Origin of the sequence: Cobetia sp. L2A1, assembly GCF_009796845.1 — a bacterium.
In the GTDB taxonomy this organism is placed as follows: domain Bacteria; phylum Pseudomonadota; class Gammaproteobacteria; order Pseudomonadales; family Halomonadaceae; genus Cobetia.
This window is the reverse complement of the sequence record NZ_CP047025.1, coordinates 194,974-221,836: the sequence shown is the minus strand read 5'-3', so window position 1 is coordinate 221,836 and position 26,863 is coordinate 194,974. Positions and strand designations below refer to the sequence as shown.

Annotated in this window: 20 protein-coding genes, 6 tRNA genes and 3 rRNA genes; 8 read left to right on the top strand and 21 right to left on the bottom strand. The window is 57.4% G+C overall.

Annotated features, from left to right (window positions below):
* The 8 genes from GQR90_RS01045 to GQR90_RS01010 all read right to left on the bottom strand — a co-directional run bounded on the left by GQR90_RS01045 (position 1) and on the right by GQR90_RS01010 (position 5,333).
* Positions 1 to 76: transfer RNA gene (locus GQR90_RS01045), tRNA-Phe, on the bottom strand.
* A 93-nt stretch (positions 77 to 169) separates the two neighbouring features.
* Positions 170 to 245 (bottom strand) — tRNA-Thr (locus GQR90_RS01040).
* Positions 246 to 286: 41 nt separating this feature from the next.
* A tRNA-Gln gene (locus tag GQR90_RS01035) sits at positions 287 to 361 on the bottom strand.
* Positions 362 to 366: 5 nt separating this feature from the next.
* A tRNA-Phe gene (locus GQR90_RS01030) sits at positions 367 to 442 on the bottom strand.
* Positions 443 to 546: 104 nt separating this feature from the next.
* The gene (locus GQR90_RS01025; protein WP_158772521.1) at positions 547 to 858 is read right to left on the bottom strand and encodes an oxidative damage protection protein; all 312 of its coding nucleotides are present in this window, start codon (positions 856 to 858) and stop codon (positions 547 to 549) included.
* 171 nt (positions 859 to 1,029) lie between these two features.
* The gene (gene mutY / locus GQR90_RS01020; protein WP_158772520.1) at positions 1,030 to 2,169 is read right to left on the bottom strand and encodes an A/G-specific adenine glycosylase; all 1,140 of its coding nucleotides are present in this window, start codon (positions 2,167 to 2,169) and stop codon (positions 1,030 to 1,032) included.
* 109 nt (positions 2,170 to 2,278) lie between these two features.
* Positions 2,279 to 4,675 (bottom strand): AsmA family protein, encoded by a 2,397-nt coding sequence (locus GQR90_RS01015; RefSeq protein WP_158772519.1) that lies wholly within the window; start codon positions 4,673 to 4,675, stop codon positions 2,279 to 2,281.
* Between the two features lie 157 nt (positions 4,676 to 4,832).
* Positions 4,833 to 5,333, bottom strand: coding sequence for an acetyl-CoA sensor PanZ family protein (locus tag GQR90_RS01010; RefSeq protein WP_233266373.1), 501 nt, complete (start codon positions 5,331 to 5,333; stop codon positions 4,833 to 4,835).
* A gap of 243 nt (positions 5,334 to 5,576) precedes the next feature.
* On the opposite strand from GQR90_RS01010, the gene hisB reads away from it, so the two are divergent.
* From hisB to hisF, 4 genes are all read left to right on the top strand, one after another.
* Entirely contained in the window at positions 5,577 to 6,170 is a 594-nt protein-coding gene (gene hisB / locus GQR90_RS01005; protein WP_024953058.1) for an imidazoleglycerol-phosphate dehydratase HisB, read from the top strand.
* Between the two features lie 114 nt (positions 6,171 to 6,284).
* Complete coding sequence (gene hisH / locus GQR90_RS01000; protein WP_158772518.1) at positions 6,285 to 6,926, top strand: imidazole glycerol phosphate synthase subunit HisH; 642 nt, start codon at positions 6,285 to 6,287, stop codon at positions 6,924 to 6,926.
* Between the two features lie 113 nt (positions 6,927 to 7,039).
* A complete protein-coding gene (hisA, locus tag GQR90_RS00995; protein ID WP_158772517.1) occupies positions 7,040 to 7,786 on the top strand; it encodes a 1-(5-phosphoribosyl)-5-[(5-phosphoribosylamino)methylideneamino]imidazole-4-carboxamide isomerase in 747 nt (248 codons plus the stop codon).
* Positions 7,787 to 7,798: 12 nt separating this feature from the next.
* On the top strand, positions 7,799 to 8,572 hold the full coding sequence (hisF, locus tag GQR90_RS00990; protein WP_158772516.1) for an imidazole glycerol phosphate synthase subunit HisF: 774 nt from the start codon (positions 7,799 to 7,801) through the stop codon (positions 8,570 to 8,572).
* Between the two features lie 117 nt (positions 8,573 to 8,689).
* On the opposite strand, the gene GQR90_RS00985 is transcribed toward hisF, so the two are convergent.
* The 3 genes from GQR90_RS00985 to GQR90_RS00975 form a co-directional block, all read right to left on the bottom strand.
* Positions 8,690 to 9,622, bottom strand: coding sequence for a CHAD domain-containing protein (locus tag GQR90_RS00985; RefSeq protein ID WP_158772515.1), 933 nt, complete (start codon positions 9,620 to 9,622; stop codon positions 8,690 to 8,692).
* A 99-nt stretch (positions 9,623 to 9,721) separates the two neighbouring features.
* A complete protein-coding gene (locus tag GQR90_RS00980) occupies positions 9,722 to 10,333 on the bottom strand; it encodes a YjaG family protein (RefSeq protein WP_158772514.1) in 612 nt (203 codons plus the stop codon).
* Between the two features lie 121 nt (positions 10,334 to 10,454).
* Positions 10,455 to 10,748 carry an MGMT family protein gene (locus tag GQR90_RS00975; RefSeq protein ID WP_158772513.1) on the bottom strand — a complete coding sequence of 98 codons (294 nt, stop codon included), beginning with the start codon at positions 10,746 to 10,748 and terminating at the stop codon, positions 10,455 to 10,457.
* A gap of 167 nt (positions 10,749 to 10,915) precedes the next feature.
* Here GQR90_RS00975 and GQR90_RS00970 point away from each other — a divergent pair, with 167 nt between their 5' ends.
* Entirely contained in the window at positions 10,916 to 11,665 is a 750-nt protein-coding gene (locus GQR90_RS00970) for a type 1 glutamine amidotransferase (RefSeq protein ID WP_158772512.1), read from the top strand.
* Between the two features lie 35 nt (positions 11,666 to 11,700).
* On the opposite strand, the gene mnmH is transcribed toward GQR90_RS00970, so the two are convergent.
* Positions 11,701 to 12,807 carry a tRNA 2-selenouridine(34) synthase MnmH gene (gene mnmH / locus GQR90_RS00965; protein ID WP_158772511.1) on the bottom strand — a complete coding sequence of 369 codons (1,107 nt, stop codon included), beginning with the start codon at positions 12,805 to 12,807 and terminating at the stop codon, positions 11,701 to 11,703.
* A gap of 136 nt (positions 12,808 to 12,943) precedes the next feature.
* On the bottom strand, positions 12,944 to 14,770 hold the full coding sequence (locus GQR90_RS00960; RefSeq protein ID WP_233266372.1) for a SulP family inorganic anion transporter: 1,827 nt from the start codon (positions 14,768 to 14,770) through the stop codon (positions 12,944 to 12,946).
* A gap of 272 nt (positions 14,771 to 15,042) precedes the next feature.
* On the opposite strand from GQR90_RS00960, the gene GQR90_RS00955 reads away from it, so the two are divergent.
* Complete coding sequence (locus GQR90_RS00955; RefSeq protein WP_233266371.1) at positions 15,043 to 15,690, top strand: DUF1415 domain-containing protein; 648 nt, start codon at positions 15,043 to 15,045, stop codon at positions 15,688 to 15,690.
* A 153-nt stretch (positions 15,691 to 15,843) separates the two neighbouring features.
* Here the strand turns inward: GQR90_RS00955 and radA are convergent, their stop codons facing one another.
* The 3 genes from radA to GQR90_RS00940 form a co-directional block, all read right to left on the bottom strand.
* On the bottom strand, positions 15,844 to 17,253 hold the full coding sequence (gene radA, locus GQR90_RS00950; protein WP_158772510.1) for a DNA repair protein RadA: 1,410 nt from the start codon (positions 17,251 to 17,253) through the stop codon (positions 15,844 to 15,846).
* A 152-nt stretch (positions 17,254 to 17,405) separates the two neighbouring features.
* Positions 17,406 to 17,873 carry a copper resistance protein NlpE N-terminal domain-containing protein gene (locus GQR90_RS00945; RefSeq protein ID WP_158772509.1) on the bottom strand — a complete coding sequence of 156 codons (468 nt, stop codon included), beginning with the start codon at positions 17,871 to 17,873 and terminating at the stop codon, positions 17,406 to 17,408.
* A 189-nt stretch (positions 17,874 to 18,062) separates the two neighbouring features.
* Positions 18,063 to 19,205 (bottom strand): alkene reductase, encoded by a 1,143-nt coding sequence (locus tag GQR90_RS00940; protein ID WP_158772508.1) that lies wholly within the window; start codon positions 19,203 to 19,205, stop codon positions 18,063 to 18,065.
* A gap of 249 nt (positions 19,206 to 19,454) precedes the next feature.
* Between GQR90_RS00940 and hisC the strand changes: the two genes are divergently transcribed.
* Complete coding sequence (gene hisC, locus GQR90_RS00935; RefSeq protein WP_158772507.1) at positions 19,455 to 20,510, top strand: histidinol-phosphate transaminase; 1,056 nt, start codon at positions 19,455 to 19,457, stop codon at positions 20,508 to 20,510.
* A 117-nt stretch (positions 20,511 to 20,627) separates the two neighbouring features.
* Entirely contained in the window at positions 20,628 to 21,047 is a 420-nt protein-coding gene (gene gloA2, locus GQR90_RS00930; protein ID WP_233266370.1) for an SMU1112c/YaeR family gloxylase I-like metalloprotein, read from the top strand.
* A gap of 150 nt (positions 21,048 to 21,197) precedes the next feature.
* Here the strand turns inward: gloA2 and rrf are convergent.
* From rrf to GQR90_RS00905, 5 genes are all read right to left on the bottom strand, one after another.
* Positions 21,198 to 21,313: ribosomal RNA gene (rrf, locus tag GQR90_RS00925) — 5S ribosomal RNA — on the bottom strand.
* Positions 21,314 to 21,470: 157 nt separating this feature from the next.
* Positions 21,471 to 24,360 (bottom strand): 23S ribosomal RNA (locus tag GQR90_RS00920).
* A gap of 232 nt (positions 24,361 to 24,592) precedes the next feature.
* Positions 24,593 to 24,668 (bottom strand) — tRNA-Ala (locus tag GQR90_RS00915).
* Between the two features lie 41 nt (positions 24,669 to 24,709).
* Positions 24,710 to 24,786, bottom strand: a tRNA-Ile gene (locus tag GQR90_RS00910).
* 76 nt (positions 24,787 to 24,862) lie between these two features.
* Positions 24,863 to 26,403: ribosomal RNA gene (locus GQR90_RS00905) — 16S ribosomal RNA — on the bottom strand.
* Together the 16S, 23S and 5S rRNA genes with 2 tRNA genes alongside form the textbook arrangement of a ribosomal RNA operon.
* Positions 26,404 to 26,863: the final 460 nt, after the last annotated feature.

Below are 26,863 nucleotides of genomic sequence, written 5' to 3'. Positions count from 1 at the left end.
TGGTGGCCAGAGACGGAATCGAACCGCCGACACGGGGATTTTCAATCCCCTGCTCTACCAACTGAGCTATCTGGCCAACCTGAAGACACAAAAAAAGCCGCCAAGGCGACTTCTATATTGTGTGCTCTTCTTTCATCTACAAGTCTTGCAAACACAAGTGCTTGTAAAATGGTGCCGGCTAAAGGAGTCGAACCCTCGACCTACTGATTACAAGTCAGTTGCTCTACCAACTGAGCTAAGCCGGCACAAAGAACTCACAATATGAGTCTTCTTACTGCGCGTTGGCTGGCTGGGGTACCAGGACTCGAACCTGGGAATGCCGATACCAAAAACCGGTGCCTTACCACTTGGCTATACCCCAACACTTGGTGGCCAGAGACGGAATCGAACCGCCGACACGGGGATTTTCAATCCCCTGCTCTACCAACTGAGCTATCTGGCCCTTGCCAACGAGGACGTATTAAATAGAAAACCGTTCCCGACGTCAACCCTTGCTTATCAAGAATTTGGCGTCGATATGGGCATGCCCTTGCCCTCGACGGCAGGTCAGAGTTCGTGACCCTGACCACCTTGCGTTTCTCCCTTGGCGGCGGCGTCTGTCGGCACGAAACCTTCCGCTTGGTCCGTCTCTTCATTATCAAGGAAATGCTCCATCTGCTCCATCAGGTAGCGACGGCTATCAGCATCCATCATGTTCAGATGTTTTTCGTTGATCAGACGTGTCTGCAGTGTCTGCCACTCTTGCCATGCCTGCTTTGAGACATGCGACCAGATATCCTGTCCTTTCTCGCCCGGTAGCGGCGGAAAATCGAGGCCAGGCAGCTCTTGATCATACTTGCGGCAATGTACGGTGCGCATAGGTGACTCCGGCGGTGGTAAGTGATATCGGATAATTCAAGCCTGGCGACATGATGGCAGCAATGACAGTCTGCCGCAGGCAGCGATTTTCGCAATTGTAGCCATTCTCGCACGCCTCACGGCCATCCCCCCAGCCTCGACTGCCTTGATCGACTCTATCGCCGTAAAACCTCAACCAAGGCCAAAAAGATCACAGGTAAAGCGCGCAAGCAGCGCCTTGACCGGTGCAGGCAGGCCGACGGCATCAGGAGCCGCAGGATCAACAAAGCGCTGATCTACACCAGGCTCACAAACGCCTTCGACAACGCCCTCTGGCTTCAAACCTGCCTCGCCAAGCTGAACGGGCTGTGGAGTGATGGTCAGACGGAAATGGCTAAAGACATGCTCAAAGCTCGCCTGTGCTTCCGATAGATGCGCACCACGCGCATGCTGCGCAATCCAGTCACGCGCCGCGGCGCGATCCTCGACCAGTGGCGGTGCCCACAACCCTCCCCAGATACCCGTCGGCGGGCGTCGCTCCAGCAGCACACGCCCTTCGGTATCAAACACCAGCAACATTAGCGTCGCACGTTGCGGAATCGCCTTCTTGGGCTTGCTCTCGGGAAAGCGCTTTTCCTCACCACGTGCATGGGCGATACACACATCGCTGAAGGGGCAACGTCCACAATCAGGGCGACCACGGCTACACAGTGTCGCACCCAGATCCATGACTGCCTGTGTCCAATCCGGCAGACGAATCTCGGGCGTATAACGCTCTGCCAGCGCCCACAACTCTCTTTCGACCGCCGGACGTCCGGGCCAGCCTTCCACGGCATGTAGGCGCGCTAGTACGCGCTTGACGTTGCCATCGAGAATCGGAGCACGCTGTCCGGTACTGATACTGATGATCGCACCAGCGGTAGAGCGCCCGATACCCGGCAGCGTCGAGAGCGCTTCAACACTCTCGACGGGGAATTCGCCTGCGTGTTCACTCACGACCTGTTGCGCGGCCTTGTGCAGATTACGGGCACGGGCGTAGTAGCCCAAGCCCGTCCAAAGATGCAGGACATCGTCAATATTCGCGGCGGCCAGTGCCTGCACATCAGGGAAGCGCTCCATGAAGCGTGCGTAATACGGCAACACCGTCGTGACCTGAGTCTGCTGTAGCATGATTTCAGAGACCCAAACGCGATAGGGAGTGGTGTTCTCCTGCCAGGGCAGATGTTTACGGCCATGGACATCGAACCATTCAAACACTCGTGCCTGAACATCTTCAGGACTCAGAGCAATCTCGGCCACGCGTGGCGCAGCGGCAGTATCAGGACGCGCCATCGAAAACTTCCTATACAGATTCTTGGGTTCAGGCAGGACTCAAACAACAGCACGCCAGCCCCGAAGAGCTGGCGTGCTGTTGTCCTTCTCTACAAGCGCGGGTGTCGACTCAGTTGAACAGGCCTTGAATTGCACCTTTCAGCTTGTCGCTGGCGCCTTCGCCAAGCTTGTCGTCGATCTTCTTGCGGGTATCTTCATCCAGCTTTTCATCCAGCTTCTCGGACACCTTGCCGCCAGCCTTGCGCTTGGCCTCTTCCTTGGCAAGCTCCGCGGCGGCTGTCTGGAAGCCCTGATGATCAAATCCACACCACTCGCCCGGTTCGCCACTCAGACTTCCCTTGCACTGTACCGGGAAGCGCAGCTTGGTCAGGCGCGGATTGACCTTGCAGCCAGCCGCATCAGTGCCTTCAACAAAGCGTGCTGCCAGCGTGTAGTCAAAGGCATCGGTCGGCAGATTGAGCTGACCCTTGCCGTCCAGTGTAATGCCCGGAATCGCCAGTGCCAGATCCTGATTGCTGATCACGCCATTGGTGACCTTGAAACTGCCCTGGGCACGTTCCAGCGGCGTATTCGCCTTCCATTCACGCTCGGACTGCTTGCCACTGAGCGTTGCGACCGTCGTGCACATTTCCTTCGATACGTTGACGTCGAGCACCTCACCATTACGAATCTCGAAGTCCCCACGGCCATTCAGATTACGCTTGATGCTATCGAGTTGATTGGTGCTCGTGGTGTAGTCACCATTCAAGAAGAGACGACCGCGCAGGACTTCTTTCTGTTCCGGTGCCAACGCTTTGAGGAACGGCGCAATATCCAGATTGGCCAGCTTCTCGCTGAAGCTGATCGCCAGCGGTGTCTTGCGACTGTCGATACGCGCATTGGCGGCCAACGTACCGCTGTAGAGATTGGCCGTCAGACTATCCAGATTCTGCAGGCCCGGCTGGCCGGAAAGCTTGGCAGAGACCTTGGTCACCTCAAGACCAGAGGCGATCAGCGAGTTGATGTCGAGTTGCCCCTGTAGGCCCAAGGCTTTCAACAGCGAGACCGGCAGCAGCTCAGCAGCACTCTCGGCAGCGTATGCGGGCGTCACCAACGCAAGGCTCGCCGCCTTCTTCTCAGCTTTCGGTGGCAGATAGTCGTCGATATTGATCTTGTCGACATCCAGGTCGAAGGTGACTTTCGACGCATCGAAAGACGAACCCAGACGTCCGTTGATTGCAGTGTCATCCAGCGCGATGACCAGATTGGTCAACTGTACCTGGGACAGATCACCCTTGAGCGGACTGGAGAACGCCAGCGATGTGAGAGCACTCGACTTGGCAGTTTCTGGCGCAGTCATGCCAACGCGTGACATCCATTCCTTGGGTGATAACGGTGCCAACTGAAACTGACCGGTGTAGCTCAGCGCATCGCTGGTGACATCCTTGGCTTTCATCGCACCACTCAGGCGCAGATCGTTACCGGAGACCAGCAGCAGATCATCGATATTCGCGGTACCCGCCGCCAGATCAGCCTCGGCACCGAAGGTTGCCTTCAGGGGCAGCGCCTTGTCACCCAGGGTAGGCTGATCAAGAGTGGCATTCAGCTCTGCGCCTTCTGCACGATAGAGCTGCTTGGTGGTATCGAGCGTAAGAGTATCGATGTCCAGCGCGAATTTTTGATCTTTCTCGCCCAGTGCCGGCATGTTGGTCGTGGTATCCAGACTCACGCCGGTCAGCACGTGATGGCCTTCCTTGAGATCCAGCGCGACCTTGCCATCGAGACTGATGATGCTGTGCACCTGTGGCTCACGCCCCTCGGCCACGAACGACAGTTTCACAGGGAATGCCTTGGACGGGCTGACATCACTGGACGTCAGCGCCAGCTCGTCGAGTGTCATGTCCAGCCCACTGGCAGCATCCTGATAGGCAATCTGTCCATTGGTGACCTGAATCGAGGCGATATCAAGATTGACCGACATCCCCGCCGTTCCGTCCTTCACACTGCCTGCATCATCGGAGGTCGTATCAGCAGCCTTCTCATCCGCTATCGCAATGCCTGCACTCTTGGCCGGCGACAACGCCTTGTCGGCCGCACCACTCTCTGCAGCATCAGAGGCATGCTCAAGCAGGCTTTCCCAGTTGCCACGCCCCTTGGCATCGCGATTGAGCGCCAGCTTCAGGCCATCGAGGAAGACACCCTCGACCTCGACCTCCCCACTGAGCAGTGGCGCAAAGGAAACGCCGACTTCGGCGCGTTGGAATGAGGCAAAGGGTGCCTGATCACGCTGCTGCTCTGGCAACCAGGCCTGAGCGTCTTCGACACTGACGCCCAGGCGCGGATAGAAAGACCAGTCCAGGGGACCGTTCAAGGCCAACTCAAGCCCGGCCTGGTCCTTGACCGCCTGAACCAGTCGCGGCTTGAGGTCATTCGGATTGAGGAAGGTCGTGACATAGATCACCCCCGCCACGACTACCAACGCCAGTACGCCGACGATGGCCAGCAAGGCCCTGAACAGTGCTTTCATCTACATCCTCCCTTTGACACGATGAGAATATCTTCCCTGTCTTCACTCCAGAAGACAGTGATGGGTAAGGCAATCAGTGCGTGTTACGTCAACCAATGATGACACAGCCGGTGGACAGATCCTGCTGGTATCGGTTCCACATTCACCTGCTCGACCTTCATCTGTTTACCATCCCATCCTGGGCCAATACGAAACCGTCGCGTGCAGGATCACGTATATAGCCCAGTCGAGATATCAGTAGCTCGTCCGCCACCGTTAGTCCTTGGCACGGCACGACCAGCAGACGACCTGCTGCTGCAGCCTCCAGTGACATCAGTGCCATTAGACGTGTGCCAACGCCACGTCGCCGCGTAGCTTGCCGCACACAGCAGCGACTGATACTCCAGGACTCACCATCGTCCTCACAGAGTAGTGCACCGATATGGCGATCATTGAAGAAGGCACTGCAGAAGCGATGGCCAGCAGACAGGTTAGACTGAATGAAGTCATCCGGCGCTGCTGGAAGGCGCTCAAGTGGCGCTTCGTGGTAGATACGTGACAGATCGATGCGTACCTGCTCATCGGATTGCCAGCGCGCGTGATCGATCATCTGAAGAGTGACCGGCATGGTGAGATCCTCGCCCGCGATATGAATGCCCGCCATTGTAGCGGATGCCATGAACCTTTCTCTATAATGACTGGTCGGGCAGGCGGACTTGACGCCGCGCATGCCTGCGATCACTCGCGCCAGCCAGGCCTGTTGATCACGATTTCGATTGCGACATCACATGACAATAACCACATGATGCGCACTTCCCGGCCGGACTGGACACATGCCTAACACAATCCTAGGCCCAGACTGCGCCCTGATGTCATCAGACCAGAAGCCACTGATGCCGTCACCGACCGCTGGAGAGACATCATGGCAGAGCGTATCGCTGAAGTTCATCGCAACACCTCGGAAACCAAGATCCGGGTGCGTATCAATCTGGATGGCGAAGGCAAGCTGACCGCCAACACCGGTGTGCCCTTCCTTGAGCACATGATGGACCAGATCGCACGTCACGGCGTGATCGACATCGACGTCGATTGTGACGGCGACCTGCACATCGACGATCACCACACCGTCGAAGATATCGGCATCACACTCGGTCAGGCCTTTGCTCAGGCGCTGGGCAACAAGGCGGGCATTCGTCGTTATGGCCACGCCTACGTGCCGCTCGATGAGGCTCTATCACGCGTAGTGATCGACTTCTCCGGTCGTCCGGGCCTGTTCATGCAGTGCGAATTCACGCGCGGCAACATCGGTCGTTTCGATACCCAGCTGTTCTGGGAGTTCTTCCAGGGCTTCGTCAATCATGCCGGCGCCACGCTGCATATCGACAACCTCAAGGGCTTCAATGCTCACCATCAGGCCGAAACCATCTTCAAGGCCTTCGGTCGTGCCGTACGCATGGCGGTGGAAGAGGACGAGCGCATGGGTGGCCGTATCGCCTCCACCAAAGGCTCGCTGTAAGCGATAGAGGTGCGTATCAGTCGCCGTATTCGGCACTGGCACTCAATTCTTATACGCTGACAGTCCGCGTGAACATCCAGTGCCGGAGCTCGCTCCGGCCTTCGGGAGAAAGACATGACGATTGCCGTCATCGACTATGGCATGGGCAACCTGCACTCCGTCGCCAAGGCGCTTGAGCACGTGGCCGACGAGAATGTCGTGATCACCAGCGATCCACGTGCCATCCGTGGCGCGACCCGTGTCGTGCTACCGGGTCAGGGCGCTATTCGCGATTGCATGGGCGAACTTGAACGCGCCGAGCTACGTGGCCTGGTCGGCGAACTGCTGTCCAACCACAGCAAGCCGTTGCTGGGCATCTGTGTAGGTCAACAGATGCTGATGGAACGTAGCGAAGAGAACGGTGGCATTGATTGCCTCGGCTACCTCAAAGGCGCAGTGAAGCGTTTCGACGATAAGCAGCTAGATGAGCATGGCCAGCGTCTCAAGGTGCCGCACATGGGCTGGAACCATGTCAGCCACACGCAGGGACACGCCCTGTGGGACGGTATCGAGAACAACGCGCGTTTCTATTTCGTGCACAGTTATTACGTCTCCGCCAGCGAGCACGCACAAGTGTTCGGCACGACGCATTATGCCGGCGCTGAAGCGCATGTTGCCGTAGGTGAGGGCAGCATCTTCGCAGTGCAGTTCCACCCGGAGAAGAGCGCGGCCTCTGGCCTCAAGCTGCTCGAGAATTTTGTTCGCTGGCAGCCCTGACGCGCGAGTGCATCAGGTGAAAGCGCCAGGCCAGCGAGACACACGACATCTGCGTTTCGATACATCGACGACAATTCAGGCGCGCCATGAGGTGCGCCGAGAGGACACCCGACATGCTGGTAATCCCCGCGATCGATCTCAAGGACGGCCAATGCGTACGCCTGAAACAAGGCCGCATGGAAGATTCCACCAACTACGGTGATGACCCGCTGGCCATGGCTGCACGCTGGGTCGAGGCTGGTGGCCGCCGCCTGCATCTGGTCGATCTCAATGGCGCCTTTGAAGGCAAGCCGGTCAATGGCGATGCCGTGACCCGTATCGCCCGTGCCTATCCGGAGCTGCCGATCCAGATCGGGGGCGGCATTCGTGATGCCGCGACCATCGAGCACTATCTGGAAGCTGGTGTCAGTCAAGTCATCATCGGTACCAAGGCCGTGAAGGAACCCGCCTTCGTCGCCGAGATGTGCCGCGCCTTCCCCGGTCGCATCATTGTGGGCCTGGATGCCCGTGATGGCTTCGTGGCCACCGATGGCTGGGCAGAAGTCTCCACCATCAAGGCAACGGAACTGGCCAAGCGCTTCGCCAACGACGGCGTTTCCTCCATCGTCTATACCGATATTGCCCGCGACGGCATGATGCAGGGCGTCAACATCGACGCTACTGTCGCACTGGCTCTCGCCGGTGGCATTCCGGTGATCGCGTCTGGCGGCGTGACCAACCTGGACGATATCCGCGGACTGGCCGAAGTCGCTGACCAAGGCATTCTTGGCGCCATCACGGGTCGCGCCATCTATGAAGGCAGCCTGGATATCGCCGAAGCACAGGCGCTGTCTGATTCGATCACTGGCCGCAAGGCCTGAGGGGAGCGATTCATGGCACTCGCCAAACGCATCATCCCGTGTCTGGACGTAGACGCCGGGCGTGTCGTAAAAGGCGTCAATTTCGTTGGCATTCGTGATGCCGGTGACCCGGTTGAGGTCGCCAAGCGTTACAACGAGCAAGGTGCAGACGAGATCACCTTCCTCGATATCACCGCCAGCGTCGATAACCGTGGCACCACGGTCGACATGGTGTCGCGCATCGCCGGTGAGGTATTCATCCCGCTGACGGTCGGCGGTGGCATCCGCACCTGTGAAGATATTCGTACCATGCTGAATGCTGGCGCGGACAAGGTCTCCATCAACACGGCAGCCGTGTTCAACCCCGACTTCGTACGTGAAGCCGCCGAGCGTTTCGGTAGCCAGTGCATCGTGGTCGCCATTGACGCCAAGCGCGTCAGCGAAGACGGCGAGACACCGCGCTGGGAAATCTTCACCCACGGCGGCCGCAAGCCGACCGGACTCGATGCCGTCGAGTGGGCGAAGAAGATGGTCGAGCTGGGCGCCGGTGAGCTGCTGCTGACCAGCATGGATCGCGACGGCACCAAGGCCGGATTCGATCTCGGCGTAACGCGTGCCATCTCCGATGCCGTCAGCGTGCCCGTGATCGCATCCGGCGGCGTGGGTACGCTGGATCACCTGGTGGATGGCGTGCTCAAGGGTGGTGCAGATGCCGTCCTGGCTGCCAGCATCTTCCACTTTGCCGAGTACAGCATTCCCGAAGCCAAGGCCTACATGGCCGATCACGGCATCGAGATGCGCCTGTAGTCGGTACGATCGTCAGGCGATCCATACCCTGTTGCCGCATCACAACGCAAAACGCCGCCAACTCTCATGAGAGTTGGCGGCGTTTTGCCTATTTTCGATCATCAACAAGTCAGAACCTCAGGCGTAGCCGGCTTTCTCCAGCGGCTTGAGCGCCTGCACCAGTCGTTGCTCTGCCAACGCCATCACAGCCTTGACCAGATGTACTTCGCTTTCACGCGACAACACCCGCTCGCCGACCCACTGCGCCAGCTCAGCAAAGTCATGCTGATTTCCCAGACGCGACGCCGCCTTGTCGAGAAGCTCATGCTCACGACGGCGACCACGGGTCGGCACTTCAAGCTCTGCGAGCGTGGCATCACCGAAAGCAGCACTCACGAGTTCCAACTGAAACATGCGGTATTTAATCCACTTGCGCAGCCGATGAGAGGCCTCGACCTCGCGAGTTTTCACTACCTGCGTCGCAAGTGTGGCGATGCGTTCACGACTGAACACCAGCCCCATCTCAAGCTCTGCATATGTCAGCGGCGACTCACGCCAGGCGGCTTGCTCATGTGATAGCAGCCGCAGCAGCGGTGCATGCTCCAGTTCCGTCATTGGCTCGCCCAGCATCGCCGCCGTCAGCCCCGGTCTCAGCGCATCCAGCAGGCGCTGGCTGTGCACATCCACCCAGCCATAAGCACGCGTATGGGTCTTGCGCAGCATCTGCGCCTCGCGCGGGCCGGCCAATGCTCTGGCAATGTCGCGCGGTCGCATCTGCTGCTCACTGACCTCAGCTTTCCCCAGCGAAGCGCGCCGTAGCTGCCATCCACCACGCAGATACTTACAGTCAACACGCAGCGCATGAATGTCTTCGGCGCTCAGGACAGGCTGCTCCAGACGCGCCTGCATCCTCTTGAGTCGTGCAGTGATTACCCCCGCCAGCAAGTCTTCCGGTGACGCCTGCCCATGGCGTTCGCCGCTGACATTCTCGGCGCTGTCGCCCCGGTCCGCCGCGTGTTCAGTTGCAGAGCTTCCGGGCACCGGTTCCCCGGGTATCGAACTGTCGACCATTCAGACTCTCCCGCCGCAGATGCCAGTCGAACGTGCTGATGAGGTTCACCAGCACGAGAATAACCGCCAGCACGAGCCCATCGCTCACCCCGCACGCGGTCACTCCTGCAAGGATAGTCCGAGATTGCTGACATCTTCATTACGCCCTAACTGTTTAAGCGCACGCCAGTCATTACTCTCGAGACGCGGAACCTCGACACTTTCCAGTACGGTATCCTGAAAATCATGCTCATCTTCCATCAACGGGTGTTCACGAATAAGCGCCTCCAGTGCTTCCTGCTCCACCCCTTCTCCCGCCTGAAGGTCAATCAATGCGCGAACACCATCGGCAGAGAGACGGCTGACCTTGAGCGCAGCCTCGGACTCTTCACTGACCAGCACATCAATGCAGGCTGTCAGCGCCATGACGGCTTCCAAGGCACGGCGTGCACCAAAGCTCTCGTCAGCCTCATCAGGCTCAAAGACGGCAACCTTTTCCGCTTGCAGCGAGAAATCGATCTTCGCCTCCCGTACGCGGAGCTGCTCCCACACCAGGTCCAGCAACTTGCGTAACTCACGAGTGGCATCCAGCGCACTCGCAGTCCCATTGGCTTCAGCATAGAAACCGGCATTCGGCAGCAGACGCTCGGTCAGCGTTGCCATGAAGGCAGTACGACGAACAGGCGCAAGCGCATCGAGTCGGGAGCGGAAACCGGCAACAGGCTGGGTCATGAATTCTCTCTTATCTCATCAATATCGGTAACGGCATCTGCATCGCAGATGGCCGAACATATCAACAGGGTATCTCACTGCGCAGATAACCACGTGCGCTACATTGATCAGCACGGCTGATTCAGGGCCACAGACGGTCTCGTGGCACACGACCCACCGCATCGAACAGGATGCCCTCACTGCGAAGCTTCTCACGCTGGCGCACTGCACCTCCATGATCGGTCACCTTCAATGATGCGTTGATCACCCGATGCCAGGGAAGCTCATGCCCATCAGGTAGATGACGCATCGCTGACCCGACCATCCGAGCCGTCGCGCCTTCGGTCATCTTGGCAATTCGTCCATACGTGGTAATCCGCCCATCGGGAATCTGGGCAACTACGGTGTAGATCTGCTCCAACAGTTCAGCACGCATCGCGCTCTCCGCAGTCATGATCCATGTTGCCCGGGATACCTCAGGCCCAAACAAGGCAGCAAGCTTCAACCACTTGATTGCCAAGCAAATGACTAGCATGCCACTGACATATCACGGGTACCACGTTGCCTCTTTACGCTACCGATCGGCTCGCGCATGATGTTGTCATGCACCTCTACTTCATACATCAGGGCAAGATCCCTGCTCGCCCCGACACCTCGTCCGCCGGCATCCAGACGACACCGCATGGCTGGCAGGACCCGGTGCGCCTGAGTGATTGGCTAACCGGCATGGGCCACAGTCATAACAGTAGCTTCCCGATGGATGGCGAAGCCTTGCCCGGCATCGATGATTTCGAAGCGCTGGTGATTCTGGATGGCCCACAGCGACTGTCATTGTCGGAGGAAGCTCAGCCCGAGGCCATACGTCAGGCGCTACGCTTGCAACGTAAACTGGTTCGCCGTGCGCTCAACAGCAATCGGCCAGTATTGGGCATCGGGCTGGGAGCTCGCCTGATTGCCGAACAGCTAGGCGCTATCGTCTCGCCGGCGGTAGTGCCGCAACGCTGCTGGGTGTCGCTGGAACGCAGTGACAAGTGCCCGCTGAACCTGCCAGCAGAGTTCGAAGCGCTCGTATGGCATGAGGAAATCTGTGGACTGCCGGAGGACTGCGAGCTGCTCGCCAGCGGCGAACGTACGCCAGTCGCAGGCTTCTGTTGGGATGAGAGGCGCGTCATAGCGCTGAACTTTCACCCGAACCTGGATGCTGCAGCCACCTCTAGTCGCCTTGAGGAACACCCCGCCCCTACGCAAGGTCACGGGGTGCAATCGGGCGAGGAGCTACTCACGCAACCCCGGCGATTTGATCGTCAGGCGGCCCTGCTCGACCGCCTGATGCTGGAGTGGCTACGCCACTGAGGCGCGTGACTTGCCAAGGAAGCACAGCAACGTCCTCAACGCTGCCAGCGGTGGGTGGCACTCCACTCACGGGCGAAGGCGAGGCTATTATCCCAGTCGCCGACGTGCAGGAAGGTGCGCTCGTGCTTCTCGAGCTGATAACGATACATGGGGTCGTAGTATTCGCTGAGCAGTGGTGCCAACCAGGCCTCGTGGGCACTGGCATTCCCGCGCTTGTGCTCGCTGAAGGCGATGTCCTGCATGCGGACCAGCCGCGCCAGTCGCGCACTGCCCAGACGCTTGCGCAGGCGTAGCAGTGCCTGACGTAACTGACGCTGCATCAGTGCCCAGCCCAGGAAATCGCCGTAGTGGCGGCTATAGGTTGCCCACAGTCCTTGGATGTAATCCTTTTGAATCTGCACCAGACGCCAGTCGAGTGGCATCTCGACACGAATCAGCGGCGCTCGCTCCATCGCACGCCATGCCGTCAGTGGAATATTGACGCTACCGATGAAGCGCGACTCATCTTCCATCACGCTGGGAGCATCGTCCGCCAGCGCCAGCATGTCGGCCCCCATACGATGCTCGAAGTCGATCTGACTCGGCGCGGGGAACGGATGGCGACCAAAGGCAGAGCCCTTGTGGCGCGCACAGCCTTCCAGATCGATGCCGTTATCCAGCGCATGTATCAGCTCGGTCTTGGCACAGCCAGTCAGCCCGCCGACCAACAGCATCGGCGCGTGCTCAACCCGCTCATCAATCAGTCCGGTCAGTTGCTGACGCATGGCCTTCCAGCCGCCAGCGATTCGCGGTCGCTCGATACCGGCCTCCATCAACCATTGCTGGCTGAGCTGGGAACGCATGCCGCCGCGAAAACAGTAGAGGATGGCATCAGGGTGCTGCTCGACATGCTCGACCCAGGCGCGGACACGCGCTTTCTTGATACCGCCACTGACCAGCTGATGTCCCAGGTGCACTGCGGATTCTGGCCCAACCTGCTTGTATTGCAGCCCGACCCGATGGCGCTCTTCGTCATCCATCAGCGGCAGATTGACGGCACCCGGCAGGGCACCGGCAGCGAACTCGACCGGAGCACGCACGTCTATCAGCGGGCGGCCAGCGCGCAGCAGGTCACAGCTGGCCGCAACGGTGGGCAGGTTCATGGGCATCTCTCGACTTGCAGGCAGGAATGAGGCGATGACCGGCAGATGAAACGCAGGTGCATCAATATGCGACATTCTACCGCATGCGTGCGACGGCCCCCAGTCTTGCAGCTCACGCCAGCCCAAACCGAGCGTCTCACGCCAGCGGTGGCGTCAAGCGGATGCCCTGCCCCGGCCCCACGCCAGCAGGGCCAAACAGCTGGCAATCAGCACACTCAGCAGGTGCATCACCGTGTCCACGATGTGCATCAGCAACCGACTCGCGCAGCGCGGCAATCGCGGCTTCCGCAGTATGGAAGTAATGCTCGCGCCCGATTCGCTCAAGAAAGCCACCACGTTCCATCACTTCCAGCGCATATTTTCGGAAGCCACACATGCTGAGACTACCGCCGTTATCACGTAGCCGATGCTGCTCAATCTCCAGCATTTCAGCACCGGCAATATCAATGAAGTTACAGCCAGTGCCGAGCAGAATCACATGCTTGCCGTTATAGCGCGCCAGTTTGCTTTGCACATGATCTACCGCGCCGAAGAACAACGAGCCATCAATACGCAGAATCACCACTTCGCGACACTGGGAAAGCTGGTAACGCTCAGCATTACGCACCCCTAGCTCAGGATGCTCAGAGTCCGGAGCCATTTCCACCAGACGCGGGCGCGAGGTACGGTTGAGATAGAGCACCAGTGATACCAACACACCCGCGAAGATGGCGAATTCCAGTGGTAATAGCAGTGTGGAAAGAAAGGTGATGGTCAGAATCACTGCCTCTTCACGACTAACGGCCAGAATCTTGCGGATGTGGCTGAATTCGATCAGATTGGCGGCAATCACCATGATCAGGCCCGCCATCGCCGGCAGTGGCAGCCAGGCCGTCACATTGGGTACCAGCAGCAGCACCGCCAGCACGATCAGTGCCGCCACGATGACCGACAACGGCGTGCGCGCACCAGCATCATAGTTGGCGCCTGAACGCGTAAAAGAGCCGGAGCCCGCAAAGCATGAGAAGAAACTACCCACCAGATTTGATAGCCCCTGACCAATGAACTCCTGATTGCCATCAATCCGCTGATGCGATCGCACCCCAATGGCCCGCGCGATGGACACTGCCTCGATCAGCCCGAGCACGGCCAGCGCGAAAGCCGCCCCCCCTAGCGAGCGTAAGGTGTCAAAGCCTAGCGGTGGCAGAGAAAGCGGCGGCAGGCTGCCGGATAGCGCACCGACCATCGGGATCCCCGACCTACTGCCACCCAATAGCGCAGCAACACCACAGCCAACGGCCATCGCGATCAGCATCCACGGCAGGCGACGATTGAGGCGCCTTGCCAATACCGCCACCAATAGTGTGCTCACCCCTGTCGTCAGCGTGGCCCACGACGTCTCGCCGAGATGTCCGAGTAGCGCCCACCAGGTGCCGAGAAAGCTGGTGGCATTCCCTAGCTCAATGCCGAACAGGTGTTTGAGCTGACTGGTCGCGATCAACACTCCCGCGCCGGCGGTGAAGCCGATCACCACGGTATGCGAGATAAGATTGACCAGTGCCCCCATGCGCAACAGCCCCAGCGATAGCTGAATGACGCCCACCATGAAGGTCAATGCCAGTACCAACGGCAGGTATTCAGGGCTACCGGGCGTCGCCAGTGTCGAGACTGTGCCGAACACCACCATTGAGATTGCCGCTGCAGGGCCGCTGACCATATGGCGCGAACTCCCGAACAACCCAGCGATGATCGCCACGACAATAGCGGCGTACAAGCCATAGGCAGGCGGCAGACCGGCGATCAGCGCATAGGCGACGCCTTGTGGCAGCACCAGCACGGCACCACTCACACCCGCCAAAAGATCCGCGCGCGCATCTTTTGGCGACATGCCTTTTAGCCAACCAAGAAAGGGCAGCATGCGCGTCACGCGATAGGCCATCGCGTGACGCGCATCGCTAGACGGCGTAGGAGAAGAAGCGGGCAAGGAAGATCTCCATGGTGGCGCAGAAAAGAGGTCACTTGGAAGAATGACGCCACCGCAGGAGCACAGGTAGCATGTGGATGATGCCAGTGGTGGTAAGTTTATCGCTGAACGTACTGATGCAATAGGGATAGAGCAGGATTCGTCAGCGCTATATACGCGGCCTTTGGCAGCCCCCACCACCACATCCTCATCAACTAAACCGCCTCGGGCTGGTCATGCCGAGCGTGAGCAGTGACAATGCAGTCCCTGACACCGCCCCGGAGCCTGACGCCATGAGCGCCGATCATACGTCCGCAGACACAATGCCTACCGATACGACGACCGGCTATACACCGCCTCTCGAAACCACCGAAGAAGCGGCCATCGACGCCACGCGTCAGTGGGTAGAGACCCATATCGTCGCCGATAACCTGTGCCCGTTTGCTGCGCGTGAGATGGCACGCAACAGCATTCAGTACGCAGTGGTGCCTGGCGCAGGGCTTGAACGCTGTCTGCAGGCGCTTGGGGATGAACTCCTGAACCTCGACGCTCACCGCGAAGCTGAGACGACGCTGGTGATCTTCAAGGATGGCTTCCGCGACTTCGATACCTATCTGGAACTGCTGGATTACGCCGAGGCGCTGCTGGAAATGCAGGGCTATGAGGGCATCTATCAGCTGGCCAGCTTCCACCCCGACTATGTGTTCGAGGATACCGAGGAAGATGACGCGGCGAACTACACCAACCGCTCGCCCTACCCGATGCTGCACCTACTGCGCGAAAGCTCCGTCGAGGCTGCCATCAATGCCTACTCGGGCGATATCGAAGAAGTGCCTGCCCGCAATGAAACATTGATGCGCGAACGTGGTGTAGAGACACTGGTGACGCGTCTCAAGGCCTGCGCACATGCCAGTCAGAAGAAGGCTGCCGAACAGGGCTAGTGGTTTTCGCGTTCAGCTGTTCATTCAATTGTCTGTGCGCAGCATGCAACACGCAGCCCAACGTGAAAGGTTGTGACGTAAAAAGGCCAGCCTCACGGCTGGCCTTTTGCATTCTGTTAACCACTCACGACAAGTGCCCGCGATCAGGCGCTATTACAGTGCCTCCAGCGCTTGGGACAGTTTATCTACCGCAATCACCGTCATGCCCTTCGGCGCCTGCTTGGGTGCATTGCCCTTCGGAACGATAGCGCGAGTAAAGCCGTGCTTGGCGGCTTCTATGATGCGCTCCTGTCCACTCGGGACCGGGCGAATTTCGCCCGATAGTCCGACTTCCCCAAAGACAACCAGTTCACGCGGCAACGGACGATTCTGCAGGCTGGATACTACCGCACACAGCACCGCAAGATCGGCACTCGTTTCCAATACCTTGACCCCACCCACCACGTTGAGGAAGACATCCTGGTCACCGGTGAAGAGTCCGCCATGCTTGTTCAATACGGCCAATAGCATCGAGAGGCGATTGCCATCCAGGCCAACTGCCACACGGCGTGGATTGCCTAGTGCAGAGTCATCCAGCAGCGCCTGCACTTCGATCAGGATCGGCCGTGTGCCTTCCCAGACCACCATCACCAGACTGCCGGAGGCTTGCTCTTCATTGCGTGACAGGAAGATGGCACTGGGGTTCTTCACTTCTTTCAGGCCATGCTCAACCATGGCGAAAACGCCGAGCTCGTTGACGGCACCGAAGCGATTTTTCTGACCGCGCAAGGTACGAAAGCGCGAATCACCGTCACCTTCCAGCAATAGCGACGCATCAATCATGTGCTCCAGCACCTTGGGGCCGGCCAGTGAGCCATCCTTGGTGACATGCCCCACCAGCAGCAACACGGTATTGGTACGCTTGGCGAAACGAGTCAGTGCCGCTGCGGACTCGCGCACCTGTGAGACACCACCCGGTGCTGAAGAAAGATCCTCCATGTGCATGGTCTGAATAGAGTCGATGATCAGCACTTCAGGTTTCTCACGTTCAGCGGTCGCCAGAATAATCTCGACGCTTGTCTCTGCCAGCATCTTCAATCCCTGCATCGGCAACTGCAGACGATGAGCACGCATCGCGACCTGAGACAGCGACTCTTCACCGGTGACGTAGAGCGAACGCTTGTGCTGCGCTAGCTTGCAGGCGGTTTGCAACAGCAGTGTCGATTTGCCGGCCCCGGGATGCCCACCCAACAGCACTGCGGAACCCGGCACCAAACCACCACCCAGTACGCGATCGAACTCGCCAAAAGTAGAGGAGAAGCGGGGTACCTCAGAGAGCGACACGTTGGAGAGATCCGTCACATTGTCACTCAACGTACCCGCATAACCGCCGCGGCCTGTTGCAGTACGCGCAGCAGCTGCGCCACTGCTGCCTGCCGAAGGTGCAGCGCCGGGTAACACCGAGGGGCCGATCCGGATCTCCTGAAGAGTGTTCCATTCACGGCAGCCACTACACTGGCCCTGCCATTTGGAAGACTCGGCACCGCACTCGGTGCACACAAAAGCGCTCTTTGCTTTCGCCATGAGACAGTCCTGTCAGGAAGAAGTGAATCGAAGTCATGAGCTGACACGCCTTGCTCAGTTCCGACACTACGTGAACGGAACCGCCAGACACACGAAAGGCGGCTTACGCCGCCTTTCGTGTTTGCCTTGCAGACAAGCTGCTCAGGACGGGGTCACTGACGCTTGAGCTGCAAGGTTTCACCGTTCTGGAAGCGACGCTTCTGCGGGTCAACCAGCTCCAGTGTCTGAGCATCCAGACGCAGGAAGTAGTAAGTCTGACCTTCGCCAGACGGAGTCAGCTCATAGACCGTCGCATTTGCATCGGTCACGGTGCCAGACAGCACGTCCCACTGGCCTTCGTAATGCTCCGGTTCCGGCTGCTGCGGATGATCACGATAGGTAGCATCGAGACTGAAGGTGCGCTGATCTTGTGGAGCTGCTTCAGCGCCCTTGAGACGTACATCGAGATCAATGCCCGTGCAACGACGACACGGCAGGGTGCCCTTGTAGACGGCAACCTGCTCGCTGGCTGTCTCGGCGGCGGTGCTCTCAGCGGCACCATCATTGGTGGGGGCTGTTGACGCACACCCGGCGAGACCGGCCATCAGCGCGGCTCCCACCATCAGAGTCCTGATCTGCATTGAATCCTCCTTAAGGCGATAACCCGGTATCAACGTCGCTGATACCGGCCGCGAGCAGCCTCGCTGTAAAAACAGAGAGGCGAATCACAAGCTTCCGCGCTCAAGAATAGCGGGAATCGACCCTTGGAGGCCACCCCCGAAGGACACTGAACGCAATTATCGAACGCCATTCGCTATTCGATACCGCCTTCAGGCGTGGCGGTCGTGTCCATTATCCAGAAATGGATAGTCGGTGTAGCCCTTGGCCTTGCCGCCGTAGAAGGTATCCGGGTCCTGTTCGTTGAGTGGAACATCAAGGCGCATGCGTTCGACCAGATCAGGGTTGGCGATATAAGGGCGCCCCATGGCCACTGCGTCAGCGATGCCTTCCTGAATAATACGAGCGGCACTGTGACCGTCATAGTGGCCACAGAAGATCAGCGCGCCCTTCACTCGCGCGCGCAGCGCACGGCGGAAGTCGTCGGTGAACTTGACGTCGCCACCCGCCCAATCCGGCTCATTCACGTGCACATAGGCAATGCCGCGCCTGGAGAGCTGGTCAGACATGTAAAAGGCCATCTCTTCTGGCTCATCGTCGGTCAGCCCGAAGATCTCGATAAAGGGCGTCAAGCGAATGCCGGTACGCTTTGGACCGAACACCTCGGCAACGGCATCGACCACTTCCAGGGTCAGGCGGGCACGATTCTCTACAGAGCCGCCATACTCATCTGTGCGCTGGTTAGTGCCAGTCGCCATGAACTGATTAAGTAGGTAAGCGTTGGCGGCATGGACTTCGACCATGTCGAAGCCTGCACGCTTGGCACGCACGGCAGCCTTGCGATAGTCGTCGACAATGCCAGGGATCTCGTCAGTTTCCAGCGCGCGCGGGGTACTCGTAGGATGGCGGCCACTTGTGCCGTCATCGAACTCGACGAAGCACTGGGCACCGTCACCCTTGAGCGCACTCGGCGCAACAGGCTGCCGGCCATCCGGCTGCACCATCTCATGGGAGACGCGTCCTACATGCCACAGCTGTAGCGCCATGCGTCCACCCTTGGCATGCACGGCTTCGACGACACCCTTCCAACCGGCTTCCTGCTCATCAGTCCAGATGCCTGGGGTATACACATAGCCCTTGGCCGTCGGCGAGATGTTGGTCGCCTCACTGATGATCAAGCCTGCGCCGGCTCGCTGACCGTAATAGATTTCCTGCAACTTGCCCGGCACGCTATCCGGTGTACGAGCGCGAGTCAGCGGTGCCATCAAGATACGATTCGGCAATGTCAGATCACCAAGCGTTACAGGGCTGAACAGGCTTTCTGCCGTATTGGCTGTCGTCGTATTATCTGTCATCAGGTACTCCTTGAAATGCTGTCAAACCACTACCGGCCACATGACAGGCAGTGTTGATTTGCACCTGATATGCGGGGGGGTGATGCACGGTTCAAGTGTTCATCGCTGCATGTAAATAATGCTGCCATGGCAACAATGCCAAAAGCCGTACACGACGGTGCTGCCAACGCTTGTACCGCGGCGACTCAGCGGGCACCATGAAATGATTCCATGACAATGGTCATGCACTGTCACTAGCGGCGAGAAATCATGAGCAAGTACTGGAGCCCACAGGTCCACGACCTGACCCCCTATATCCCCGGCGAGCAACCGCGTGAGCAGCTGATCAAGCTGAACACCAACGAGAACCCGTATCCGCCGGCGCCCGCCGTGGAGCAGACGCTTCGTGAGTTCAATACCTCCGATCTGCGTCGTTATCCAGACCCGAGCTCCAGCTCGCTGCGCGCCGCTTTGGCAGACACCTTCCATGTGAGTGCCGATGAGGTCTTTGTCGGCAATGGTTCCGATGAAGTGCTCGCATTGGCCTTCCAGGCATTTTTCCGTCAGGACAAGCCTCTGTTGCTGCCGAGCATCAGCTACAGCTTCTACCCTGTCTACTGCCGCATGTATGGTATCCAGTCACGTAGTATCGCGCTGACCGACGACTGGGAAGTCGACCTGGAAGCCTTCGGTAATGACAACGGTGGCATCATCTTTGCCAACCCGAATGCACCAACCGGTCATGGGCACGGCCGTGCTGCGATCGCCGCATTGCTTGAACGCAATCCACACAGCGTCGTACTGGTTGATGAAGCCTACGTGGACTTCGGGGGCGAAAGTGCCGTACCGCTGATTCACCAGTATCCGAATCTCGTCGTGACAGGCACCTTCTCCAAATCACGTAGCCTGGCGGGCATTCGCCTCGGCTACGCGGTGGCATCACGCGAACTCATCGAAGGATTGGAGCGCATCAAGGATTCCTTCAACTCCTACCCGATTGACCGACTGGCTGAGCAGGTCGGTATCGCAGCGCTCAGCGACCCCGGCTATTTTGACGAATGCCGTACCCGTGTCATCACGACTCGCGAGCAGACCCGAGATCGTATGGCTGCACTAGGCTTTCAAGTATTGTCGTCACAAACCAACTTTGTGCTAGCGACACATCCTACTCATGATGCTGGTGAACTGTTCATCGGTCTGCGTGAGCGCGGCATTCTCGTTCGCCACTTCAATACCGATGCACTATGTGGCTATCTCCGCATCAGTATCGGTACCGACGCAGAAATGGACAGCCTGATCGAAGCTCTTGAAGATCTTTGTCGTTGAGCCTGCTTCATTGATCCTCTGTCATTGATCGACACCCATCGCCGACAACAAGACTCCCACGACAGAAGGCGCCCATACGGCGCCTTCTGTCGTTTAGCCCTCTGCAGGAATCTTCTCATGACGAATACATCCCGCATGCCATTGATGCACGTTCATCATGTGGCGCTGATCACGGCCAACTATGCGCAAGCCAAGCGCTTCTATCTTGACGTCATGGATGCCGAGGTCATCCATGAGGCATACCGTGAAGCACGTGATAGCTACAAGCTTGATCTACGTCTGCCGGGTGGCATTCAGCTGGAAGTGTTCTCCTTCCCCTCGCCTCCCGATCGCCCTAGCTATCCAGAGGCTTGTGGTCTCCGTCACCTGGCATTGGCAACAGCGGATATCGATACCTGTGTGTCACTGCTGATAAGCCGTGGTGCTTCTCCTGAGCCTATCCGTGTTGATGAATATACTGGAGCACGCTTCACCTTCCTGGCAGATCCGGATGGTACGCCGATCGAGCTCTATGAAGTCAGTGAGAAAATCACTTGAAGAAACAGTGCCGCATAAAACCAGAACGCCCCTGTCGCGGTGGCGACAGGGGCGCTTGAGAGATCTTGCTTCAGATATTTTCTGTATGTTTTTCTGCGCACAAAGAGAACCGCCCCTGTAGCAAGGCTACAGGGGCGGTTCAGTATAAGTGCCTGACGATGACCTACTCTCACATGGAGAAACTCCACACTACCATCGGCGCTAAGCGGTTTCACTTCCGAGTTCGGCATGGGATCGGGTGGTTCACGCTCGCTATGGTCGTCAGGCGAAACGGTGGCACCTTGCGGTACCTGAGTCTCAAGGCTTTCGGGCCTCGTGACTCGCAATATGAATCATGCTGAACGCTATGTCGGAGCTGTCTGACGCACACTGTCGTGTGTCGTAATCCCGGCGGTTTGCCGAAGCAAACCCCTTGGGTGTTATATGGTCAAGCCTCACGGGCAATTAGTACTGGTTAGCTCAACACATTGCTGTGCTTCCACACCCAGCCTATCAACCTTGTAGTCTTCAAGGGCCCTTCAGGAGGCGCAAGGCCTCAGGGAAGTCTCATCTTGAAGGGGGCTTCCCGCTTAGATGCTTTCAGCGGTTATCCCGTCCGAACGTAGCTACCGGGCAATGCCACTGGCGTGACAACCCGAACACCAGAGGTTCGTCCACTCCGGTCCTCTCGTACTAGGAGCAGCTCTTCTCAAACTTCCGACGCCCACGGCAGATAGGGACCGAACTGTCTCACGACGTTCTAAACCCAGCTCGCGTACCACTTTAAATGGCGAACAGCCATACCCTTGGGACCGACTTCAGCCCCAGGATGTGATGAGCCGACATCGAGGTGCCAAACACCGCCGTCGATGTGAACTCTTGGGCGGTATCAGCCTGTTATCCCCGGAGTACCTTTTATCCGTTGAGCGATGGCCCTTCCATACAGAACCACCGGATCACTAGAACCTACTTTCGTACCTGCTCGACGTGTCTGTCTCGCAGTCAAGCACCCTTATGCTCTTGCACTCAATGCACGATTTCCAACCGTGCTGAGGGTACCTTCGTGCTCCTCCGTTACTCTTTAGGAGGAGACCGCCCCAGTCAAACTACCCACCATACACTGTCCTCGATCCAGATAATGGACCTGAGTTAGAACGCCAATGATGTCAGGCTGGTTATTTCAAGGTTGGCTCCACCTGAGCTAGCGCCCAGGTTTCCAAGCCTCCCAGCTATCCTACACAGACAACATCAGCATCCAGTGTAAAGCTATAGTAAAGGTTCACGGGGTCTTTCCGTCTAGCCGCGGGTACACAGCATCTTCACTGCGATTTCAATTTCACTGAGTCTCGGGTGGAGACAGCGTGGCCATCATTACGCCATTCGTGCAGGTCGGAACTTACCCGACAAGGAATTTCGCTACCTTAGGACCGTTATAGTTACGGCCGCCGTTTACCGGGGCTTCGATCAAGAGCTTCGGACGAATCCTAACCCCATCAATTAACCTTCCGGCACCGGGCAGGCGTCACACCCTATACGTCCGCTTGCGCGTTTGCAGAGTGCTGTGTTTTTAATAAACAGTTGCAGCCACCTGGTATCTTCGACCGGTAAGAGCTTACGGAGCAAGTCCTTCACTCAAACCGGTGCACCTTCTCCCGAAGTTACGGTGCCATTTTGCCTAGTTCCTTCACCCGAGTTCTCTCAAGCGCCTTGGTATTCTCTACCTGACCACCTGTGTCGGTTTGGGGTACGGTCGCATATGATCTGAAGCTTAGAGGCTTTTCCTGGAAGCGTGGCATCGGCAACTTCCTGACCGTAGTCAGTTCGTCTCGCATCTCGACCTCAGAGGAACCGGATTTGCCTGATTCCTCGGCCTACATGCTTTCACCAGGACAACCAACGCCTGGCTCACCTAGCCTTCTTCGTCCCCCCATCGCAACCATATCCGGTACGGGAATATTAACCCGTTTCCCATCGACTACGCGTTTCCGCCTCGCCTTAGGGGCCGACTCACTCTGCTCCGATTAACGTAGAACAGAAAACCTTGGTCTTCCGGCGGGGGAGTTTTTCACTCCCCTTATCGTTACTCATGTCAGCATTCGCACTCGTGATACCTCCAGCAGACTTCTCAATCCACCTTCATTGGCTTACACGACGCTCCTCTACCGCTCATCCATAAGGATGAACCCGTAGCTTCGGTACCTGATTTAGCCCCGTTATATCTTCCGCGCAGGCCGACTCGACTAGTGAGCTATTACGCTTTCTTTAAAGGATGGCTGCTTCTAAGCCAACCTCCTAGCTGTCTGAGCCTTCCCACATCGTTTCCCACTTAATCAGGATTTTGGGACCTTAGCTGACGGTCTGGGTTGTTTCCCTTTTCACAACGGACGTTAGCACCCGCTGTGTGTCTCCCACACTGCATTCATCGGTATTCGGAGTTTGCGTCGGGTTGGTAAGTCGGGATGACCCCCTAGCCGAAACAGTGCTCTACCCCCGATGATGATATGTGAGGCGCTACCTAAATAGCTTTCGAGGAGAACCAGCTATCTCCGGGCTTGATTAGCCTTTCACTCCGATCCACAGCTCATCCCAGCATTTTTCAACATACTTGGGTTCGGGCCTCCAATTGATGTTACTCAATCTTCACCCTGGCCATGGATAGATCGCCCGGTTTCGGGTCTATACCCTGCGACTGGTCGCCCAGTTAAGACTCGCTTTCGCTACGCCTCCCCTAATCGGTTAAGCTCGCCACAGAATATAAGTCGCTGACCCATTATACAAAAGGTACGCGGTCACAGAACAAGTCTGCTCCCACTGCTTGTACGCATACGGTTTCAGGATCTATTTCACTCCCCTCGCCGGGGTTCTTTTCGCCTTTCCCTCACGGTACTGGTTCACTATCGGTCAGCCAGGAGTATTTAGCCTTGGAGGATGGTCCCCCCATGTTCAGTCAAGGTTTCTCGTGCCCCGACCTACTCGATTTCACGATACTCAGACTTCGACTACGGGACTATCACCCTGTATCGTCAGGCTTCCCAGCCTGTTCGTCTGTCAGTTGTATCGCTTAAGGGCTGGTCCCCGTTCGCTCGCCGCTACTTGGGGAATCTCGGTTGATTTCTTTTCCTCCGGGTACTTAGATGTTTCAGTTCCCCGGGTTTGCCTCTATAGGTTATGTATTGGCCTATAGATACTCACCTGATGGTGAGTGGGTTTCCCCATTCGGAAATCGTTGGGTCGCAGGGTATTTGCCACCTCGCCAACGCTTATCGCAGGCTATCACGTCCTTCATCGCCTCTGGCTGCCAAGGCATCCACCGTATGCGCTTAATCGCTTGACCATATAACCCCAAGGGGTCTGTCAAGGATTACGAATTGTCGAACAACTCCGACATATCGTTTGACGGACATATGCTTGGCGCACATATCCATCGTCAGCATGATTCACATTGTTAAAGAGCGGCTGTTCAGTGAACAGTGAGAAGTCACACAACCTTCACGAGGAAGGCGATATGCTTGTCACTGTGAACTGTCAGCGTTATCAGGTAGTAGAAGCGTGAACTGTCGTCTTTGTGGTGGAGCCAAGCGGGATCGAACCGCTGACCTCCTGCGTGCAAGGCAGGCGCTCTCCCAGCTGAGCTATGGCCCCTCAAAGTCGGCAAAACCGTGTCGACAAAAGCACGAAGCTTTTGGTGGGTCTGGGCAGATTTGAACTGCCGACCTCACCCTTATCAGGGGTGCGCTCTAACCAACTGAGCTACAGACCCGACACTACTACTCGATAAACTAACTTGATCAGGTAATTCGTTGTGAGCACTTGCCGCGAGCGATAAACAGTGTCGATAAGGAGGTGATCCAGCCGCAGGTTCCCCTACGGCTACCTTGTTACGACTTCACCCCAGTCATGAACCACACCGTGGTGATCGCCCTCCCGAAGGTTAGGCTAACCACTTCTGGTGCAGTCCACTCCCATGGTGTGACGGGCGGTGTGTACAAGGCCCGGGAACGTATTCACCGTGGCATTCTGATCCACGATTACTAGCGATTCCGACTTCATGGAGTCGAGTTGCAGACTCCAATCCGGACTGAGGCAAGCTTTATGGGATTGGCTCCACGTCGCCGTATTGCAACCCTTTGTACTTGCCATTGTAGCACGTGTGTAGCCCTACCCGTAAGGGCCATGATGACTTGACGTCGTCCCCACCTTCCTCCGGTTTGTCACCGGCAGTCTCCTTAGAGTTCCCGACATTACTCGCTGGCAAATAAGGATAGGGGTTGCGCTCGTTACGGGACTTAACCCAACATTTCACAACACGAGCTGACGACAGCCATGCAGCACCTGTCTCAGAGTTCCCGAAGGCACCAATCCATCTCTGGAAAGTCCTCTGGATGTCAAGGGTAGGTAAGGTTCTTCGCGTTGCATCGAATTAAACCACATGCTCCACCGCTTGTGCGGGCCCCCGTCAATTCATTTGAGTTTTAACCTTGCGGCCGTACTCCCCAGGCGGTCAACTTATTGCGTTAGCTGCGCCACTAAGTCCTCAAGGGACCCAACGGCTAGTTGACATCGTTTACGGCGTGGACTACCAGGGTATCTAATCCTGTTTGCTACCCACGCTTTCGCACCTCAGTGTCAGTATCAGTCCAGAAGGCCGCCTTCGCCACTGGTATTCCTCCCGATCTCTACGCATTTCACCGCTACACCGGGAATTCTACCTTCCTCTACTGTACTCTAGCCAAGCAGTTCCAGATGCCGTTCCCAGGTTGAGCCCGGGGCTTTCACACCTGGCTGACTTAGCCACCTACGCGCGCTTTACGCCCAGTAATTCCGATTAACGCTTGCACCCTCCGTATTACCGCGGCTGCTGGCACGGAGTTAGCCGGTGCTTCTTCTGCGAGTGATGTCCTTCCTCTAGAGTATTAGTCCAAAGGCTTTCTTCCTCGCTGAAAGTGCTTTACAACCCGAAGGCCTTCTTCACACACGCGGCATGGCTGGATCAGGCTTTCGCCCATTGTCCAATATTCCCCACTGCTGCCTCCCGTAGGAGTCTGGGCCGTGTCTCAGTCCCAGTGTGGCTGATCATCCTCTCAGACCAGCTACGGATCGTCGCCTTGGTGAGCCATTACCTCACCAACTAGCTAATCCGACATGGGCTCATCCGATAGCGCAAGGTCCGAAGATCCCCTGCTTTCTCCCGTAGGACGTATGCGGTATTAGCCTGAGTTTCCCCAGGTTGTCCCCCACTATCGGGCAGATTCCCATGCATTACTCACCCGTCCGCCGCTCGACGCCTTCTAGCAAGCTAGAATCGTTTCCGCTCGACTTGCATGTGTTAAGCCTGCCGCCAGCGTTCAATCTGAGCCATGATCAAACTCTTCAGTTGATAAGCTTGATAGTCTGTTAAGCAGACCAAACTTGGTTCAGAGTCAAACTTCTCGTGAGAGGCTTGCTCCGATATTTGGTGACCTTGTCACCACTCATCGGCAAGCGCTCACACGAATTACCTGATCAAATTTTTAAAGAGCGTCGCTGTTAAGCGAGGAGGCATATTCTACCAGGAACGCTTGGGAAGTCAAGCACTTGGTGATGAGTCAGTCGACTGCCTCTAAGCATCATCAAGTAGTGAGGGGCGATGCCCGTTCACGTGTTCCGTAAGGTGTGCGGCGTATTCTAGCGAATCTGCCGGGATTGTCAAGTGGAGTGTTTCGGAGAGATTTGAAAAACATCAATCGAAACAATCACCTGCACACCTCTTTCACCGCTGGTAACGCCCTGCGTCACCGGCAGCGGATGCGTACTTTACGCACCGAACTGGTTCAGCGCAAGGCCTTTTTGGCGGGAAT

Bases quoted from the DNA above. Each gene is read 5' to 3' on its own strand.
- mutY (WP_158772520.1), bottom strand. From the start codon at position 2,169: ATGGCGCGTCCTGATACTGCCGCTGCGCCACGCGTGGCCGAGATTGCT.
- hisC (WP_158772507.1), top strand. From the start codon at position 19,455: ATGAGCAAGTACTGGAGCCCACAGGTCCACGACCTGACCCCCTATATC.
- radA (WP_158772510.1), bottom strand. From the start codon at position 17,253: ATGGCGAAAGCAAAGAGCGCTTTTGTGTGCACCGAGTGCGGTGCCGAG.
- GQR90_RS01015 (WP_158772519.1), bottom strand. From the start codon at position 4,675: ATGAAAGCACTGTTCAGGGCCTTGCTGGCCATCGTCGGCGTACTGGCG.
- GQR90_RS00975 (WP_158772513.1), bottom strand. From the start codon at position 10,748: ATGCGTGCTGAACTGTTGGAGCAGATCTACACCGTAGTTGCCCAGATT.
- hisB (WP_024953058.1), top strand. From the start codon at position 5,577: ATGGCAGAGCGTATCGCTGAAGTTCATCGCAACACCTCGGAAACCAAG.
- GQR90_RS00940 (WP_158772508.1), bottom strand. From the start codon at position 19,205: ATGACAGATAATACGACGACAGCCAATACGGCAGAAAGCCTGTTCAGC.
- GQR90_RS00945 (WP_158772509.1), bottom strand. From the start codon at position 17,873: ATGCAGATCAGGACTCTGATGGTGGGAGCCGCGCTGATGGCCGGTCTC.
- GQR90_RS00985 (WP_158772515.1), bottom strand. From the start codon at position 9,622: ATGGTCGACAGTTCGATACCCGGGGAACCGGTGCCCGGAAGCTCTGCA.
- GQR90_RS01025 (WP_158772521.1), bottom strand. From the start codon at position 858: ATGCGCACCGTACATTGCCGCAAGTATGATCAAGAGCTGCCTGGCCTC.
- hisF (WP_158772516.1), top strand. From the start codon at position 7,799: ATGGCACTCGCCAAACGCATCATCCCGTGTCTGGACGTAGACGCCGGG.
- hisA (WP_158772517.1), top strand. From the start codon at position 7,040: ATGCTGGTAATCCCCGCGATCGATCTCAAGGACGGCCAATGCGTACGC.
- GQR90_RS00970 (WP_158772512.1), top strand. From the start codon at position 10,916: ATGCACCTCTACTTCATACATCAGGGCAAGATCCCTGCTCGCCCCGAC.
- mnmH (WP_158772511.1), bottom strand. From the start codon at position 12,807: ATGAACCTGCCCACCGTTGCGGCCAGCTGTGACCTGCTGCGCGCTGGC.
- GQR90_RS00955 (WP_233266371.1), top strand. From the start codon at position 15,043: ATGAGCGCCGATCATACGTCCGCAGACACAATGCCTACCGATACGACG.
- GQR90_RS00980 (WP_158772514.1), bottom strand. From the start codon at position 10,333: ATGACCCAGCCTGTTGCCGGTTTCCGCTCCCGACTCGATGCGCTTGCG.
- gloA2 (WP_233266370.1), top strand. From the start codon at position 20,628: ATGACGAATACATCCCGCATGCCATTGATGCACGTTCATCATGTGGCG.
- GQR90_RS01010 (WP_233266373.1), bottom strand. From the start codon at position 5,333: ATGGCATCCGCTACAATGGCGGGCATTCATATCGCGGGCGAGGATCTC.
- hisH (WP_158772518.1), top strand. From the start codon at position 6,285: ATGACGATTGCCGTCATCGACTATGGCATGGGCAACCTGCACTCCGTC.